Genomic DNA, 17,335 nt, shown 5'->3' with positions numbered 1-17,335 from the left:
TATCTCCAGGAGAGACACCGATTGGCAAGTTTTCGAGGGGGCGATCAGCCGGCGCCCCGCCGACGATTGGTCCTACTGCAGCCGGGGCGCGCGACCCCGTTCAAACGGTCCAGCACGTCCTCCATCAGCCTCAGTTACAAGAGCGGTAAGTAAGTCGTCCGGGAGATTGGCGTCGCGACCCCGTTCCTCGTTGCCGGCGCGCTCATTGTGCATCTCGGATAGAACCGCATCGCGGTATGCCGACCGGCGCCAATTGTATCCGGGAACCAGACTGCTTATGAGAGCTAGCACCATGGACGCATCGCCCAATTCGGCGAAGCGTTCCAAGCGAGCGAAAGACGTGCGGAGTTTGAACAGTGGCACCGGCCGCGGTACCGCTCCGAAAACACCGGGAACGGGCGACGGAACCTGAGTGTCATTGATATCGAAAAGTTCTTCGTAGCACTTTTCACCGGGACGCAATCCAATGACCTTGATCGCTATGTCCACGTCGGGAGTAAGGCCTGCAAGCCTGATCATTCTGCGTGCGATATCAATGATCTTCACCGGTTTCCCCATATCCAGGACGAAGATCTCGCCCTTCCCGATATCGCCCTCGAGTCCGTAAGCGGAAGCTTGCAACGTCAGCTCCACCGCTTCCCGAACAGTCATAAAGAAGCGCGTCATGTCGGGATCGGTAACGGTCAACGGCCCTCCATTAGCAATCTGCCTCTTGAACAGGGGAATGAGGGAGCCGCTCGAGCCAAGGACATTGCCGAAGCGAACAGTCATGTAGCGAGGGCCGCTTCCTCTCTCGATGCCTTCGAGGTCGAGCGCCTGGCAATAGAGCTCCGCGAGACGCTTGGTGCCCCCCATGACGCTTGTCGGATTGACGACCTTATCCGTCGAAATCTGGACCATCGCGAGAGCGTCAACCTGCCGGGCGGCATTCGCGACGTTCATTGTGCCTATCACATTCGTGAGTGCACCTTCGCACGGATTGATCTCAACCATGGGAACATGCTTGAGAGCCGCCGCGTGAAAAACCAACTCCGGTCTATACTGCTCGAAGACTTCACTGACGCGGCTGACGCGCCGGACATTACACAGACATGCTGCCCGAGGCAGGCTCGGGAAGCGTTCGCCGAGTTCCAGGTCAATCGTATAGAGATTGTATTCGCAGTTCTCGACAAGAACGAGTAGCGACGGCTCACAAGCCGCGATCTGAAGCGTGAGCTCGGTCCCGATGGAGCCACCGGCGCCGGTGATGAGAACTCGGCGGCCGCGGATGAGCCGAAGGATAGCTTCCCTATCCAACGCAGTCTGTGGCCGTTCCAGCAGGTCCGTCAGCTCGATTGACTTGAGTTCGAACGTGTTTTCTCGTTTGGCTCTTTTCAACTCCGTCATCTGTGACAGACGGGAAACGGCGATACCCAACGCCTCAGCCTCTTTGATGAGCTTTTCGGACGCTTCTTCCCCGAAAACGGATGGCGCCTCCGTAAAGATAAGGTGGCGCGGGAATGAGTTGGACAGACGCAGATCCGCGGCGATCCTCTGGAAATCCGGTAGCGTCCCTAAGATCGGCACTCCACGCAACATCATCCCTTCGCACGCGCCGGTCGGCTCTATGATGCCAATGGGGCGATGGACGCAGCTGCGGTCCCGACTAACTGCGCGTAGATAGAGATCTGCCGCATCACTTGCACCGACAAGCAGTGTCGGTATTTTTTTCTCCTGCTCGGACTGTCGCCTTAACCAGATATGATGATCCGGTGCGGACAGCTCGTTGATCCGAAAGCTCAGACGCGATGCCGACAGGAACAGTGAAAGGAGGAGGGCCTCCAACAACAGTGCCGTGCGTGGAATGTCCTGCAGCCTCGTCATGAAAAACAACACACAGACCAAAAGGGCGGTGGTTATCAGGACCGCCCGTAGAATGGTCCAAAGGTCCGATACTGAGCCGTATCGCCAATTGCGGCTGTAGAGGCCAGCCATGGGGAATGTGACAGCACAAATCGCCAGATATTGGGGACCGGCAAATAGCAGGCTATTGACCAATTCTGGCCGTGCTTCGACATCCTCCAAGCCGTAGCGCGCGATGAACGCGAAGGTCAGCGCGAAGCATGCCGAAATAAGATCGGTCGCGAACAGACGGGGAGCCTGCCTGATCTTTCGAACTTGCGAACGCACCGTCTTCTTAGATGCAATCATCGCCGCGTTGAAAGCGTCTAATATGCCTGAGATCGTCTTCCATGTCGCTAAAATGTCGTCTCGTCGAACGTGTAACCCGCGCCGATGGACTGAGATGACTTTGTCGCCGCGTTCCATCCATGCATCCCCTTGCAACTCCAACGCGCCCCGCCGTAGCGATGCGGTAACATAAGCTTCGATGCTGTGCTTTTATTCCCCGGCATTGACAGAAAAACTCAAGGTTTCCGCAACGTTTTGCCATGGTTCGATCGGAGCCGAGAGTGGTTTAGCGACGGTACATCACCTATTTTTTTTGTAAAGGCACATTATATTAAAGCTGTATGCAAGTATTATATGCGCGGATCGGGTAATTAATTATAGTTATAACGACTATATACTAAATATTGGCGAGTCTATTATATTTCAATCATTAGGAGATTATCGTCTCGCGCATTGCCCCGTCTTCGTCAACGATCGCGGGTTTGATGAGAATGTACCCGCGATGCGAGTACCTCTTTCCAAAACGGCAGCCGCGCAGGCTACTCTTCAGAAGGCGCGTTCAGAGGCGCCTCACATCACCCGTGGTTACGTTGTGCGCCCTGGTAATGCTTTACAATGTGTGAGGGCGACAGTGTTCGCTCTGATTTGCTGCCGTAGAAGAAGACACCGCTTGCGCCATCCTCTGCATAGGGAGCGGGTATGAGCCGGTCCAGATACTGCATCCAGAAGAAGGCGAGTTTGGCAACCTTCCCGGCGGTGACGGAGCGAAACAGGCTGCGGACGAGATAATCTACTGACCACATGAACTGGATTCCGGGACCGCCGTTCGCTCCCGAGTCCAACCTTTCGAAGCGGCGAAAGAGATAGCGATGGCCGCTTTCGGTGAACCTTGTGAAGTCGAACGCGCCCTCGTGGACCTGCTGCATGAATGGGGTTTCGGCATAAACCAGGCCTTGGGGTTGCAATACGCGCCATATTTCAGAGACCACCTGATTGGGTTGAAGCACGTGCTCGAGAACGGCTTGAACGATGGCTGCGTCGAAGAACTCATCCGGAAGCGGAATATGATGGGCATCTGCAACGAACTGCACGTTTGGCGTCGCGTAAATATCAAAGCTGTAAACCCGAATATCAGGATGCTCGTAAATCGGGTCCATCCCCTGCCCCACACTGCCGCCGCCAACAATCAGGAGCCGGACTGGCCGCGTCCTTCTTCCCAGATCAGCAATCAGACGTTTGACGTTGTTCCGAGTGCCTGCTTTCTGCGGTGAAAGAAGCCGCTTGATGCGAGCTTTCGCCCCATGATGTTTCTGGCGCGAGATCGGGCTATTGGCGTTGGCGGCGAAAACCTCTTCTTCGACAAGCACGGAGTCGGAAAAGTCGATCAGAATGGGTCTCCCCGCCACGATCTTGTAGTCTTTTTGGTTTTCAGGCGCCCCTTCGGTGCGTAGCGAATTCTCGCCGCTTCTGATCAATCTGGATCGGGTGACCGGGCAACGCAACGCCGGAAGACACTCTTCGACGGAAATCAGCATACCAACTCTCCCTGCCTCGAAGGTGGGATGCCTCCCAATTTCCCGCCTTCGCCGCCATCAACTCTTCACATTGGAGTTGCCGTCACGCTCCAGACTGTGCCCTCTCAAAAGTGGCGGATCTCGCGGTTCATCGCAGCAGACACCGCCTGTGCAAGGTGCTTTTCGTTGCGCTTCTCGCCGCACACCATAACTAGGCCGGTCTTAGCGATTATCAGTATGTCAGTGAGAAAATTTCGATGTTCGATATACCAGAGATCCAGGTCCACCTTTTCATCGTCAGTGAGCTTGGCATTTCCATTGACCTGTGCCCAGCCGGTCAGTCCAGGTTTAACCGAACAACGCACCAGTCCACGCTCGCCAAGGACCTCGATCTTGTCCGGCAAGATTGGCCGCGGTCCTATGACACTCATGTCGCCGATCAAAACATTCCATAATTCCGGCAGCTCATCCAGCCGTGACCGACGCAGGACATAGCCGAATTTTCCCGTGCGTTCGGCGTCGTTCAGGAGCTTTCCATCGCGATCCCTAGTGGTACTCATTGACCGGAACTTAATCATCCTGAATAGCCGCCGCTCTTTCCCAGCTCTTTCCTGGTTGAAGATGACGGGAGAGCCGAGAATGATCCTTACGGCCACGCCGAGCAGTAAAAGGATCGGCAAGGCCACGAGTCCTGCGGTAATCGCGAACAGCACATCGAAGAGCCGTTTCAACATTTACCGCACCCCTCTAAGGCCGAGACCGCAGTATCTGACGCTCGATTTCGGATCCGCCGCCAATCCGTTTCAAAATTTGAAAAGTGCCGGATGGTAGCAACTCGAAGAGCGTTCCGGCGTTCCGGCGAGCGTTATTCGTTCGCGTGACGAGGAGAAGCGCCCCGGGGCCGCGCAGATAGGACCGGATATTGGCAACCGCTTCGTTGATTTGCCGTTCGCCAAAATAATTCAGATTAAGGATATTTGCCGCGCGGATAAAATCGAAGCGACCGGCAAACGCCGGCGCCCGCTTCATGATGTCGTTCTCCACGAAAAGGATATCGCCGTCATTCGACAGCAGCCGCGTTGTCATCTGTACGACCTCGCTGCTGCCTGCGGCGATCAAAGCTCTTGCCCTAGCTCGCAACAGCCACCGGGCGAGCAGCCTTGGCACGAACGCCAACGTGAGGTAGTCGAGGCGGCGTATCCAGGGCCGGACAACGATCCCCCGGAAGTCATACTGAAGAGGCCACCCTTCCGAATCTGCAAGCACAGTGAGTTGGGGCCAAGCATGAACAATATGGGCGTTAATGAAGAGGTCGGTTGCTATTACCTTAGCGGAGGCGCCATTGCTCCGCAGAAAATTGGCGAATTCAACCGTCGTCACACCAGTTGACACCCCTATATCCAGAACTTCTTGCAGCGACCCCGACCGCTCCTTCACGAAAGGCTGAATAAGCCGTTCGAGTTCGCTGAAACGGCAAGGCTGAGTGAACTTGAATGTGCCGTTGCGCATCTTGAGCGCAGAAAAGAAGGCCGACTCCGTGGCCGGATCACAAGCTGAGGCTCCCTCTTTGGAAAAAAACTCGGTTGCTCTGAGCACCATGCATCTCCCGGCGAGTCTACGGTGAGCGCAGCCATGTCAGGGATCAGGTTGAGTGTCTGAAGCTTGTGCAGTCGCATCCATCCGGCGGCGCCTAATGAATATTGCGCAAAAAGATGGAATGATCCAGATGACGATCTCGGACTAGCTATTAGTCCGAAAGTATTACATGGCTGTTGATTTTCGATCAGCGGTCGTTTTGCTTGAGTTCAGGAAATCGGCGTATTTCCGGACAACGACTTCCAACGCGTATTCTTCCTCAATACGGCGCCGCGCGGCGCCAGCATATTCACCGTAACGAGCCGGGCCGCTGTCGAGAAGTTCTTGTATCCCCGCCGCCAAGGCTGCGGGATCTCTGGGTGGTACTGCCAGTCCGCCGTCACCGATGAGGCTTGCAGCGTCACCGACGTCAGTAGTGACGACGGGCAGCCCATAACTCATCGCCTCGGCTAGGACATTCGGGAAACCCTCGGTTCGTGAAGAAAGTGCGAGGATGTCTATCGATTGATAGAAGCTGGCCATATCCTCGATCTCGTCCAACATCTCAACGCTATGGCGTGGCAGGCCCGCGGCCGAGATCATCTGGGTGGCGGCGGGGTTTTGCCAGGAAAGTCCGCTTCCGGCAGCGACAAATGTGAGTTCTGGATGCGCTTGAAGAAGAAGGGCCGCTGCGCTGAAGAACGTCAAATGGTCCTTCTGAGGATGGAACCGCGCTGCAATGCCGATCCGCTTGGCCGTTCGCGGTCGAGGGCTGGGAAGCTGCGGTAACTCAAAACCATTGGGTATGACAACGGCATTTCGCGTCCGGTAACCGGCTGCCGTGTGCATCCGCAGTGCTCTGGCTGAATTGAAGATAAATCCGGTAGGATGCCAGGACAGCCACTTTGCCATCGTCACAGCCGCGCGTGAGCTCCGCGTCATCGATGCCCAATCATCCAGCGACTGCCGGACGTTCCAGATGACGGGAGTGCGCCCGCGGGCCAGTAACGCCGAAAGCGTGCCGACGATCATCGCATGGTACATCCAGCATACGACGACACGCGGTCTCTCCCGCTTGATCAGCTTGGCAAGTTTGAACGTAGCATTCGCCAGAGAAGTCAATCTCGTGGCTTTGAGCGCGACGTATTCGACGCGAGGATTGGCGGAGATCCTCAGGTTGCGTTCCGAGATTCCGATGAGGGAGACAACCAGTATCCGCGTATCGTCTGACGAATGCAGCAGCCGCGCGAGCATGGTTTCGGCGCCCGCATGTGCGGTGAAATTGGTGATGACATGCATGACATCTGCCCTGGCCACGATGCTCCTCCAGCTACCGGCAAGGCGGCACACTGCAACGCCTCTGGACAGCCGTTGCACACTCGTGTTTTTATAGGTTCAAAATGGATTTCCGTGAAGCCTCGCCTTTCTTGATACAATGCCACCGGGGTCTTGTCGCCTCGCTGGGTACAAGTCGATGTAATCCCGGGATTACCGAATGCGGATCGTATTCGTCGGAGCTGTGGAAGGTTCCAGAGTCGCCCTGGCAGCGCTTTTAGCCTCGGGGTGCTCGCCCGCCCTCGTGATTACCCTGCCACTTACTGCTGCTCAACGGCATTCGGACTTTGCCGATATTGCTTCGATGGCGGCCGCAGAAAACATTCCAGTCTGCTATACCACCGACATAAATTCCGCCGAGACCCTCGCGAGGATTGCCAGCGCCGATCCGGACATCATCCTAGTCATCGGATGGTCCCAGATATGCCGTCGCCCATTCCGCGAGCTAGCCCGCATCGGCAGCATTGGCTTCCACCCGGCCGCCCTTCCCCAGCTGAGGGGACGCGGCGTCATTGCGTGGACCATTCTTCGCGGAGAGCAGACGGCGGGATCGACGCTTTTCTGGCTCGACGACGGTGTGGATTCCGGGCCGATCCTGCTGCAGCGGATTTTCGATGTAGCCCATAACGAGACAGCCCGCAGCCTTTACTCGAAGCAAATGCTGAACGTTCGGGAAATGGTCCCTCAAGCCGTCAAAATGATTGAAGCCGGCAGTGCGCCGGGGATCCCGCAAGATGAAACCAAGGCTTCTTATTGCGCGCGGCGCCGGCCTGAGGACGGCTTGATCGATTGGCGTCTGTCCGCAAGCTATATTGTGCGGTTCATACGGGCAGTAGGAGATCCCTATCCTGGCGCCTTTACGCATAGCGGACGCAAGAGAATTTACATAGACGCGGCCGAGCTATTTCCCCACCCGGATCGATATATCGGCCTTCCCGGACAGATCCAGGCGGTGAGCGACTGCGGGTTCCTCGTTATGTGTGGCGACGGCAGGTGTATAGACGTCAACAGCTGGCGGCCCCGTAAACCACGGCCGCCGATGCACAGTCACTTGCGGCGCGTCCTCTCTGCTTGAACGATATCAGCAGTCGGCATTCTGCCAAAGCCGCCGAAGGCACGGATGCTTGAAGGGATATGCCAATGACGTCGCGAGCGATCAGCATCCTGATCTCGTCCGCTGGCCGAAGGGTCGCGCTCATTGAGTGCTTTCGAAAGGCAGCGAGAGAAATGGGAATCTCGCTGAGGGTCGTCGCGTCCGACCTCGAACCCGACATGAGTGCTGCCTGCCGCTCTGCCGATGCGCGATATGCAGTTCCGGCTGTCGGCGACGCCGGGTTCGTTCCTGCTTTGCAGGAGATAGCATCACGCGAGCACATTCATCTCGTTATTCCCACGATCGACCCAGAACTCCTGCCGCTCGCCTATGCGTTCGAGGATTTCGCGGCCTTCGGCTGCCGCGTTCATGTAAGCCCGCCAGCGGTGATCGAAATCGTTCGCGACAAACTCACGACGACGGCCGTGCTCGGGGCGGCAGGCGTCCCCGTTCCCCGTACCGTTGCGCTTGAAGACTTCGTCGCGGCCGGCGAATGGTCGTGGCCGATCTTTATGAAGCCGAGGTCCGGAAGCGCCAGCCGGGCGATCAGGATTGTTGCCTCACCCGATGAGCTGCCCGCCAAGGTCGGCGAGCCCATGATTGCGCAGGAAAACCTCACGGGGCCGGAATACACGGTCAACGCCTTCATCGATGCTCGTGGCAGCCTGCAAACGGTGATCACACATCGCCGCATTCGCATCAGGGCCGGCGAGGTTGAAAAAGGCCTCACCGAACGCCATCCGCAACATGCCGTCATCGCTCACGATATCGTCAGGGCTCTGCCGGAACTGAGAGGCGTATTCTGCTTCCAAATCATCGATGATGCAGCCCTGGGACCTAAGGTCATCGAGATTAACGCGCGTTTCGGAGGCGGCTATCCACTGGCTGATTATGCCGGAGCACGATTTGCCAAATGGCTTCTTGAGGAAGTCTCGGGCCTGCCACCGAGCTGTCAGAATGATTGGCAGGCTGGCGCGCTGATGCTGCGTTACGACCAAGCGGTCTTTGTGGATGACGCAGATGAGTGAGACACACGCCGTCCTCGTCTTTGATCTGGATGACACGCTCTATCTCGAAAGCGAATTCGCAAGGAGCGGGTTTGAGACAGCGGCCGCGTGGCTGGAGCAGGAGATGGGAATCACGAACTTTGCCGATCACTGCCACGCGATCTTCGCTGCAGGCAGGCGTTCACGCGTGTTCGACGAGGCACTCGCGGCCGCGGGCGTGACCTGCGATCAGTCGCTCGTCGACAAAATGGTCGAGGTCTACCGGCACCATCTTCCCCGCATCGCCCTCGCCCCCGATGCACGGCAATATCTTTGCAATCCCGCACGGAGTGGTCGGACTGCCCTCATAACCGATGGCCATGCCGCAACACAAATGGCAAAGGTCAACGCGCTGAAGCTTGAGGAGTTTCTTGACCATATCATCTATACGGACGCTTGGGGCCGCGAGTTCTGGAAGCCGAATCCAAGAGCGTTCGAAGACGTGCAAGAATGGTCCGGCGTGCCGCCCTCGGATCTGGTTTACATCGCCGATAATCCGTCAAAGGACTTTATCGCCCCAAGGCAGCTGGGTTGGTGGACGATCCAGATTGCGCGCGTGGGGCGCATCCACATGCAGGAACCTTCGAATCCCGATCATAGGCCCCATGCGGTGATCTCAAGTCTCCTTGATCTCGATACATGCCTTGCGGCGCTTAGCGCTCGTCGCGACGAGCGCTAAGGGACTAAGCATCCTCCGACTGCCTGACAAAGGCGTGCGCCAGAACGGCAGGTATGAGCAGCGGAACCGGCCAGAAGCGCCCATACATGTGCGGCATCCCATTCGCCATCGCCAAAAGCGCCGCGAGCGTCGCGAAGATACAAATCGTGTACCGAAGGCCACCTCTCACTCGCGCCACGCTGATTGCCGGTCCGATGACGCTCAGGCACATGGCGACGAAGCCGAGTGCCGCGATCAAGCCACCTTCCGTCCAGAGAAGCAGATAAACATTATGTACCGGCTGCCCGATGAAACTGAACTCTCGGTACTGGTCTGCTCCGAAACCCAGCAGGAGCGTCTCGCTCAGGTGACCGGACGCCTCCTGCATGAGTTGGATGCGATAGCCGAATGTTCCCGCCTGAGTAATATCTCCCGTTTCAACGGCGCTCAGCACACGTTTTTGGAAAACCGCCGGCAGATAGTCATGCATCTGTGTTTCCACGATCAGTGGTACGCCGAGGCAGAACACGGCGGCAAGCGCAGCTCTTCTCCATGTCAGATTGAACAAAAGGTAGATGCCGATGCCGCTGCCGAAGCCAAGAAGCCCGGTGTTCGAGCCGGTCAGGAGAAGGCCATATGCCAGAATGGAAAACGCAACGAACGCGACAAGCCTGTTGATCTTGCCCAACGACACGAGCAGGAACAGGATTGGAACCGCCAGTGCGATTACGGCGGCGCATTCGTTTTCCCTCTCCATGAAACCGCTGAAACGCCCGTTTCCGCTGACGAATTGCGTATTCTTCGCTCCAACGACGTGAATGAGATAAATGCCTTGAAGACAAATCGTGACTATCGAAAGAACGTAGAGCTTCGCGGCGGTGACGAGTTCTTCGTAGGACCTTCCCCCCAACACGAGCAGTATGATGAAATAGGCATAAAAATATTGCAGAACGACGATAAGCCCGCGATCCGGCGCTGGGCTTGCGATGCTGCTTGCCATCAGTCCTAGAAGCAGCAAAGCAAGCCCGAAGCACCAAACCGCAGTACTCTGTCTGCCGAGGGAATCGATCGCGATATGCCCGTTTACGGCAGCAAACGAGAAGCAAACCAGGAAAGCCAGGTCCGCGACGGTGAAATATACGTAATCAGTTCGGAAGTAGTTCATCGAGCAGAAAAATATCGCCGCGAAAAATGCATATGACTCGATAGACCGGGAGAATGACGCGCCCGTAGGCTGCTCGTGAGCATATGTGGGCTCACTGAGTTCGCCAGCCGATGTAACATCATTTGAGTTCATCGCTAACTCCTCCGCCGTCCAGACTATTCTAAATTACCTGAGAGCGAAGTATCGTCACCTAATCGGGTTAGCCCCGATCGCTTCCGAAAACTTCAGAACGCGATTCCCTGTGAGGTTGAGCGCGGCGCATCAATGCATGTACCATGAAGCACAAACTGCGAGACGCAGGCTTCACGGCCTTTAGGCAAGCCGGCAGGGCCAGCACGTGGTAGCCCAGCAGGGCATCCCCGCCTTGGTGCCTGGTTAGCCTTCTTGCTTCCTCATTGGAGCCTGTTTTCATAATACGGAGGGAAGAATATGTCGCATGACCACGACCACGGACCTATCGACTGGCGCGAACACGGGGTGAAGGTGATTCCAGGCAATTCGCTCGATCCGAATACGGCGCAGACGCCCGGCATGAACCGCGCGGCCGCGGTCAACCAAGCGCGCGCCGGTGCGGAAAAGATCTGGGCCGGAACGGTGACAATCCATGCCAATGCCAAAACAGGCCCGCACCATCACGGCGATCTCGAAAGCATTATCTTTGTCGTCAAAGGCAAGGCGCGGATGCGCTGGGGCGAGAATCTGGAGTTCGTCGCCGAGGCCGGACCCGGCGATTTCATCTACGTCCCGCCCTATGTTCCGCACCAGGAAATCAACGCCAGCCGCGACGATATGCTCGAATGCGTGATTGTCCGCTCCGGCCAGGAGCCCATCGTCGTGAACCTGGACATCGAGCCTGCGGAAAAGCCCGAAGAGGTGCGCTGGATAGACCCGATTCACAGAACTTGAATGGGCCGGGCTCTCCCATAACCGGACGGCGCCGCTACCATTTCTTCAATCTGGGTGCCGGCCGCGCCGGGGGCCGCAGCTCCGTCGACGAAGAGCAGGCATGCACATTTTCGAGGTGACAGCCGGGCGTTTGTCTGCGATGAAGATCGCAGTGAGAGACAGGGGCGCCCGTTGCAAGACGGGCTGAGAAGCACCCTTCGAACCTGAACCGGATCATGCCGGCGGAGGGAGTCGCTCGGAGCCCTCGCTTCTTGTTGGCCAGGCTCCACGCGTCTTTGCCCCGTCGGAAAAGGGGCAAAATGCAGATACAAAACTCGCCTGGAAAACTCCTTGCAGCAATGCGCGCTTCGGCGCCGCTCGTTCATTGCATCACCAACTATGTCGCGATGAATATCGCGGCCAACGTTGTGCTCGCCGCAGGCGCCTCCCCGGCCATGGTCCATGCCGAAGAGGAAGCCGGCGAGTTTGCCGCGATCGCCGGCGCGCTGACCATCAACATCGGAACGCTGTCCGCGAATTGGCTGAAGGGCATGCAAAATGCCGCCAGATCGGCGGTAGCAAACGGCAAGCCTTGGGTGCTCGATCCGGTTGCCCATTATGCGACCGGTTTCCGCCGGCAAGCCGTGGCGCAGCTTCTGGACCTGAAGCCGGCGATCATTCGAGGCAACGCGTCGGAGATCATCGCGCTCGGCGGCGGCGAAAGCCGCGGCCGGGGCGTCGACAGCCGTGACCCGGTCGAGCAGGCGGAAGAGGCCGCGCGTAGCCTCGCCAGACAATACGGGAGCGTGGTAGCCGTCACCGGAGCGGTCGATTTCGTCACCGATGGAACGGGGGCCTGTCGAATTGCGGGCGGATCGCCGCTGATGCCGCAAGTCACGGCCCTCGGCTGCTCGCTGACCTGCCTCGTAGGAGCATTCGCCGCGACGGTCCCTGATGAACCATTCGACGCCACCGTGGCGGCGCTGGCCAGTTTTGCGGTCGCAGGCGAAAAGGCTGCAGCCCGGGCGGACGGTCCGGGCTCTTTCGGATGGCGTTTCCTTGACGCGCTTGCCGGGTTGGATGCTGCGGCGCTTGATGCGGAAGCGCGGGTGACGGCGGCATGAAGCGCTTCGATCTTTCGCTCTATCTCGTTCTCGATCGAGACCTTTGCGCTGGCATCGGCATGGTCGAAACGGCCCGCGCCGCAGTTTCCGGAGGGGCGACCATCGTGCAGCTTCGGGACAAGCAAGCCGGTACGGCAAGCCTTGTCGATACCGGCAGGGCACTGAAAGCCGCGCTTACCGGAACGGGCGCGCTTCTGATCGTCAACGACGACGTCGAAGCCGCAATGGCGATCGGTGCGGATGGACTGCATGTCGGCCAGAACGACATGCACGCCCGCAACGCCCGTGAGCGCATTGGCCCATCGATGATCCTTGGTCTTTCGGTCGAAACCGAAGAGCTGGCGGCGGCCGTCGATCCCGCGATCATCGACTACGCCGGCATAGGCCCGGTCTTCGCCACATCGACCAAGCCGGATCACGAGCCGCCGATCGGCATCGACGGATTGGCGACGCTGGTGAAAGCCTGCCCCGTACCGGCAGTCGCGATTGGCGGCCTCAAGGCGAACCATACCGGTCCGGTCCTTGCCGCAGGGGCCAAAGGCCTGGCGGTGGTTTCCGCCATCTGTGGGATGCCCGATCCGCGGCAAGCCGCTGCCGGCATTGCTGAAGCCATCAGAAAGGCACGCACATGATCTACAACGTTCTTTCCATCGCCGGCTCCGACCCTTCGGGCGGCGCAGGCATCCAGGCCGATCTCAAGGTCTTTTCTGCGCGAGGCACCTACGGCATGGCCGTTCTGACGGCGTTGACGGCACAGAATACGCGCGGCGTTTCCGGCGTCCATCTCGTCCCGCCCGAATTCGTCGCCGAACAGATCCGCATGGTCTTCGCCGATGTCCGCGTCGATGCTGTCAAGATCGGCATGATTGCCAATGCGCCGATTGCCGAAGCTGTCGCCGATGCGCTTTCGCCTCACCGCGGGGTTCCCATTGTCCTCGATCCGGTGATGATCGCCAAGGGAGGTGCGGCCCTGCTCGACGTTACGGCGATCGACGTCCTCAAGAGCCGCCTTCTGCCGCTCGCAATGCTGCTCACTCCCAATCTGCCTGAAGCGGCAGCCCTTCTTGGAGAGGAGCATGCCGAAACCCGTGAGGCCATGGCGCTGCAAGCGGAAAAGCTTCGCGCCCTCGGCCCCTCTGCCGTTCTCGTCAAAGGCGGACACCTTGAGGGTGCGGAGAGCCCCGATGTACTCGCGAGCGAAAACGGCATCACCTGGTTCGAGGCATCGCGGGTCCCTACGAAAAACACGCACGGCACCGGCTGCACGCTGTCGAGCGCGCTTGCCGCCGAACTGGCGAAGGGCGCACTGCTGGAAAATGCCGTCACCACGGCCAAGGACTATCTGGCTGCCGCCGTCGCGTCCGCAGACTCGCTTAGCGTCGGTGGGGGTCACGGTCCGGTTCTGCATTTCCATCAACTCTGGAAGTAAAGGGATATTCAAAATGAGCCTGCCGATCAGCGAGCAGACAGTCATCGTCACCGGCGCCGGACGCGGCTTCGGTGCCGCAATCGCAGCGGCTTTCATTCGCGAAGGCGCAAAGGTTGCCGTCAATTATCGCGCCAGCGGGAAGGAAGCCGAAACGCTTGCCTCGAAGCTTGGCAGCCGGGCCAGAGCATTCCAGGCGGATGTCCGCGATGCCTGCCAGGTGAAACAGCTCGTAGACGACGTCACTGCGGCCTTCGGCGCGCCGACGACGATCATTCACAACGCACTCGCGGACTTCAGCTTCAACGGCGATGCCCGCCCCAAACTCGACCAGATCACCTGGGAGGGGATGACCTCGCAGCTCGACACCGCAGTGAAGGGCGCGTTGAACCTCATTCAGGCCGCCCGTCCCGCGATGGCAGCCGCAGGCTTCGGCCGCCTCGTCACGATCGGCACGAACCTCTTCCAGAACCCGGTCGTACCCTATCATGACTACACGGCCGCCAAGGGCGCATTGCTTTCGCTTACGCGGACGGCGGCGGCTGAGCTCGGACCGCTCGGCATCACGGTGAACATGGTTTCCGGGGGGCTGTTGCGCACAACGGATGCAAGCAGTGCCACGCCTGAGGCCGTCTTCGATCTGATCGCAGCAAGCACGCCCCTTCGCCGCGTCACGACACCGGAAGAAGCGGCCGATGCGGTCCTTTTCTTCGCCAGCCCCTGGGCACGCGCCGTAACCGGCCAAAACCTCATCGTCGATGGTGGACTTGTCTTCGGCTAGAGCGCCTGCATACCGCCGGTCTCGCACTCTTGCTTGAGAGGAGACCGATCTTCCGGCGCGGCGCCAATTGGGCGGCGCGCTGAATCCACTGGCTTCCAAGGGAAACACTCCCGCTGATGTGATCGAAGATGCAGGAACAAACGGGCCGTTTGTGATATTCTCGCCGGGTTGATCAACCTGGGAGGAATTTGATCATGCGCACGATCATCGCGGTGACTTCGATTGTCTTTCTCGGCATAGCTGGTCCCGTGTTGGCGCAATCCAATACGGGCATGGATTATACAGGCCGCTTCGACGGCACTCCCCCTCTCGGCACCTCGCCGGAATACGACTCCATGAATCGCCTCGCCTTCCCCATCGATACCATGCCGACGGGCAGTATCGATGTCGTCATACCGCGCGACAGGTTGGATGCCGCCCGTTGCCCGCCGCCGAAGCGTGGTGTCGCGCCCAAGACCAGCCGCTACGGCCAGGCTTGCCCCTGACTAGGAAAAACAACCGCTGCGGTGCCCCTACGTCAATTTGTGTCTCACTAGCGTGCGTTTCATGCTAGGGGGGCACGAATTTACGTGAGGCATTGCCGCTATGCTACCTTGGATACAGCTCGACTCCGCGACCATCCCCGGCGAGGGTGGCGAATTGCGCCTCAAGCAGCGCGGGAGCGAGTTCTCCATCATGCTCGGGTCCAACGAGTTGATGAATAGCCGTCTCAGCGGCTCCGAGGAAGCGCTTGCAACCCTTTCCTATGAGCGGATCAAGAGCCGGAAACACCCGAAGGTTCTCATCGGCGGCCTCGGCATGGGCTTCACGCTCCGGGCCGCACTTGCTGTCTTGCCGGCAGATGCCGAGGTGGTTGTTGCTGAGCTGGTGCCGGCGGTCGTCGCCTGGGCTCGCGGCCCAATGACGGACGTTTTCAAGGGATGTCTCGACGATCCGCGAGTCTTGATCCAGCAAGGTGATGTCGGCGAAGCGATCCGTTCGGCGAGAGCGAGCTTCGACGCGATCCTGCTCGACGTCGACAATGGCCCGGATGGACTGACCCGCAAATCCAATGACCGGCTCTACGATTTCAACGGCATCCGTGCCTCTCGCGACGCGCTCCGCCCCGGCGGCGTGCTTGCGGTCTGGTCCTCGGCGCCCGATCCGCGCTTTACCCGCAGGCTGCGCGACAGCGGATTTTCGGTGGACGCGGTCAACGCGCGCGCCAACGGCAAACGCGGTGGCGCGCGGCATGTAATCTGGCTCGCCGTCAGGTAGCTGCTCAGCCGCCAGCAGCAAATGTCCGGGCGGCAGCGATCGATCTGGCGGCGCCGCTGCGCAGCTGCGCTGTGTCCGCGCTTGGTATCGCCATATCGCAGCCAAGTTTCAGCAAAGCGCCCGCGCGTGCGCCATCGCTGCCGAAGGCGCATACAAACTTCTTGTGGGCGCGGCAGCGGGCGATGATATGCGCCAGCGCTCTGTCGATTTCGTCGGTATCCGGCGCAAGCTTTGCCCCATTTGAGAGCGCGATCGAAAGATCCGCAGGTCCGACGAAAATGCCGTCGATGCCTTCGACACCAAGAATGCCGTCGACCGCCTCCAGCGCAGCTCGCGTTTCCACCATGGCAATGGTGAGTGTCAGCTGGTTGGCCGTGCGGAGATACTCGTCCGCCGAAAGCCTCATGTGGTTGAGCGCCAGCGTCGGTCCCCAGCTACGCTCGCCGAGCGGCGGGTATTTCGTGAACTTGACCAGAGCCTCAGCATCCGCGACCGAATTGACCATCGGCGCAATGATACCGGTACAGCCGGCGTCAAGAAGACGTGACGCAACGGCAAAATCTCCGACCGGGATACGGGCGATCGCGGGCTTTCCGGCGGAACGGCATTGACCGACAGCATTCGATGCCGATGCCATGTCCCACATCCCATGCTGCATGTCGAGAACGACGGAATCGAAGCCTTCCTGCGCGAGGTGGTGGACAAACATAGGTTCGGGTATTCCGACCCAGGCGGAAAGCAGGCCGCCATGCCCGCCCGTCCTGATCTTCTCTGCAAAGCTGTCGATTGCCGATACTTCCGTCATGCCATTCTCCCTTCAACGCTCAAGCGAGAGCGTATTTGCCAGTCTTCTCTTCGATGAATAATCTCCGCGGGCGCGCCACGAAACGGCCACTCGGCAAACCCTCCGGCATCCCCGCCCTCCTCTATCACCCGCATCCTAGGCAACGAAGCCTTGGAACTTCAAATGAAATCTCCACGAATGATCGCTTCAGCCGACAGCGCCGCGCCGAGCAGCGCTTCGTCGCAATTGGCCGGCGCCGACAACAGGAAGCCGACCGGCATTCCCGCATCGCCGGTGCCGCAGGGGATCGATACGCCGCACCAATCGAGGAAGTTGCCGATCATCGTGTTGCGCAGCGTCTTGGCATTTGTCGCAACAAAGAGATCGTAATCCGTTTCACATCAGGATTTTTGTCAACGGTTCATTGATGTGGCATCGAATTTCTCCTTCGTAATCGGATCCATGGTCTGAGCCCATAGCAACTACCGGCTCGTTCTCGAGCCTGTACAATCTCACATCCGGT

17 protein-coding genes, 1 pseudogene and 1 riboswitch are annotated in these 17,335 nt (G+C 58.8%); of the genes and pseudogenes, 10 read left to right on the top strand and 8 right to left on the bottom strand.

Going from position 1 to position 17,335, the window contains the following annotated elements; translation table 11 throughout:
* Nucleotides 1-72 precede the first annotated feature (72 nt).
* From HGP14_RS31670 to HGP14_RS31650, 5 genes are all read right to left on the bottom strand, one after another.
* Nucleotides 73-2,190 carry a polysaccharide biosynthesis protein gene (locus HGP14_RS31670; protein ID WP_168833810.1) on the bottom strand — a complete coding sequence of 706 codons (2,118 nt, stop codon included), beginning with the start codon at nt 2,188-2,190 and terminating at the stop codon, nt 73-75.
* Nucleotides 2,191-2,744: 554 nt separating this feature from the next.
* Nucleotides 2,745-3,704 carry a class I SAM-dependent methyltransferase gene (locus HGP14_RS31665; RefSeq protein ID WP_168833784.1) on the bottom strand — a complete coding sequence of 320 codons (960 nt, stop codon included), beginning with the start codon at nt 3,702-3,704 and terminating at the stop codon, nt 2,745-2,747.
* Between the two features lie 104 nt (nt 3,705-3,808).
* Nucleotides 3,809-4,417, bottom strand: a complete 609-nt coding sequence (locus HGP14_RS31660; RefSeq protein ID WP_168833783.1) for a sugar transferase — start codon at nt 4,415-4,417, stop codon at nt 3,809-3,811.
* 13 nt (nt 4,418-4,430) lie between these two features.
* Nucleotides 4,431-5,282: an ATP-binding protein gene (locus HGP14_RS31655; protein WP_168833782.1), complete on the bottom strand. Its 852-nt coding sequence runs from the start codon at nt 5,280-5,282 to the stop codon at nt 4,431-4,433.
* Nucleotides 5,283-5,444: 162 nt separating this feature from the next.
* Complete coding sequence (locus tag HGP14_RS31650) at nt 5,445-6,557, bottom strand: glycosyltransferase (protein WP_168833781.1); 1,113 nt, start codon at nt 6,555-6,557, stop codon at nt 5,445-5,447.
* A 196-nt stretch (nt 6,558-6,753) separates the two neighbouring features.
* Between HGP14_RS31650 and HGP14_RS31645 the strand changes: the two genes are divergently transcribed.
* The 3 genes from HGP14_RS31645 to HGP14_RS31635 all read left to right on the top strand — a co-directional run bounded on the left by HGP14_RS31645 (nt 6,754) and on the right by HGP14_RS31635 (nt 9,411).
* Nucleotides 6,754-7,668 carry a methionyl-tRNA formyltransferase gene (locus HGP14_RS31645; RefSeq protein ID WP_168833780.1) on the top strand — a complete coding sequence of 305 codons (915 nt, stop codon included), beginning with the start codon at nt 6,754-6,756 and terminating at the stop codon, nt 7,666-7,668.
* 65 nt (nt 7,669-7,733) lie between these two features.
* Nucleotides 7,734-8,714, top strand: coding sequence for an ATP-grasp domain-containing protein (locus tag HGP14_RS31640; RefSeq protein WP_205927425.1), 981 nt, complete (start codon nt 7,734-7,736; stop codon nt 8,712-8,714).
* Complete coding sequence (locus tag HGP14_RS31635) at nt 8,707-9,411, top strand: HAD family hydrolase (protein WP_168833779.1); 705 nt, start codon at nt 8,707-8,709, stop codon at nt 9,409-9,411. The genes HGP14_RS31640 and HGP14_RS31635 overlap by 8 nt, the downstream gene beginning before the upstream one ends.
* A gap of 4 nt (nt 9,412-9,415) precedes the next feature.
* On the opposite strand, the gene HGP14_RS31630 is transcribed toward HGP14_RS31635, so the two are convergent.
* The gene (locus tag HGP14_RS31630) at nt 9,416-10,390 is read right to left on the bottom strand and encodes an O-antigen ligase family protein (protein ID WP_168833778.1); all 975 of its coding nucleotides are present in this window, start codon (nt 10,388-10,390) and stop codon (nt 9,416-9,418) included.
* 594 nt (nt 10,391-10,984) lie between these two features.
* Here HGP14_RS31630 and HGP14_RS31625 point away from each other — a divergent pair.
* The 7 genes from HGP14_RS31625 (at nt 10,985) to HGP14_RS31595 (ending at nt 16,028) form a co-directional block, all read left to right on the top strand.
* On the top strand, nt 10,985-11,461 hold the full coding sequence (locus HGP14_RS31625; RefSeq protein WP_168833777.1) for a cupin domain-containing protein: 477 nt from the start codon (nt 10,985-10,987) through the stop codon (nt 11,459-11,461).
* Between the two features lie 150 nt (nt 11,462-11,611).
* A riboswitch (TPP riboswitch) is annotated at nt 11,612-11,708 on the top strand.
* A gap of 52 nt (nt 11,709-11,760) precedes the next feature.
* Complete coding sequence (thiM, locus tag HGP14_RS31620; protein WP_168833776.1) at nt 11,761-12,564, top strand: hydroxyethylthiazole kinase; 804 nt, start codon at nt 11,761-11,763, stop codon at nt 12,562-12,564.
* Nucleotides 12,561-13,196: a thiamine phosphate synthase gene (gene thiE, locus HGP14_RS31615; RefSeq protein WP_168833775.1), complete on the top strand. Its 636-nt coding sequence runs from the start codon at nt 12,561-12,563 to the stop codon at nt 13,194-13,196. Before thiM ends, thiE begins: the two co-directional genes overlap by 4 nt.
* On the top strand, nt 13,193-13,993 hold the full coding sequence (gene thiD, locus HGP14_RS31610; protein WP_168833774.1) for a bifunctional hydroxymethylpyrimidine kinase/phosphomethylpyrimidine kinase: 801 nt from the start codon (nt 13,193-13,195) through the stop codon (nt 13,991-13,993). The genes thiE and thiD overlap by 4 nt, the downstream gene beginning before the upstream one ends.
* A 13-nt stretch (nt 13,994-14,006) precedes the next feature.
* Complete coding sequence (locus HGP14_RS31605) at nt 14,007-14,771, top strand: 3-oxoacyl-ACP reductase (protein WP_168833773.1); 765 nt, start codon at nt 14,007-14,009, stop codon at nt 14,769-14,771.
* 194 nt (nt 14,772-14,965) lie between these two features.
* Complete coding sequence (locus tag HGP14_RS31600; RefSeq protein WP_168833772.1) at nt 14,966-15,256, top strand: hypothetical protein; 291 nt, start codon at nt 14,966-14,968, stop codon at nt 15,254-15,256.
* A 100-nt stretch (nt 15,257-15,356) separates the two neighbouring features.
* Complete coding sequence (locus HGP14_RS31595) at nt 15,357-16,028, top strand: spermidine synthase (RefSeq protein ID WP_168833771.1); 672 nt, start codon at nt 15,357-15,359, stop codon at nt 16,026-16,028.
* A 4-nt stretch (nt 16,029-16,032) separates the two neighbouring features.
* Here HGP14_RS31595 and HGP14_RS31590 read toward each other — a convergent pair whose 3' ends face one another.
* Entirely contained in the window at nt 16,033-16,833 is an 801-nt protein-coding gene (locus tag HGP14_RS31590; RefSeq protein WP_168833770.1) for an HpcH/HpaI aldolase/citrate lyase family protein, read from the bottom strand.
* 158 nt (nt 16,834-16,991) lie between these two features.
* A pseudogene (locus HGP14_RS31585) lies at nt 16,992-17,210 on the bottom strand (hypothetical protein); the annotation flags it as partial.
* Between the last annotated feature and the right edge of the window lie 125 nt (nt 17,211-17,335).

Source organism: Rhizobium sp. P32RR-XVIII, from assembly GCF_012641395.1.
In the GTDB taxonomy this organism is placed as follows: domain Bacteria; phylum Pseudomonadota; class Alphaproteobacteria; order Rhizobiales; family Rhizobiaceae; genus Rhizobium.
Note: the sequence above shows the minus strand (reverse complement) of the source record. Positions and strands in the feature narration are given on the sequence as shown.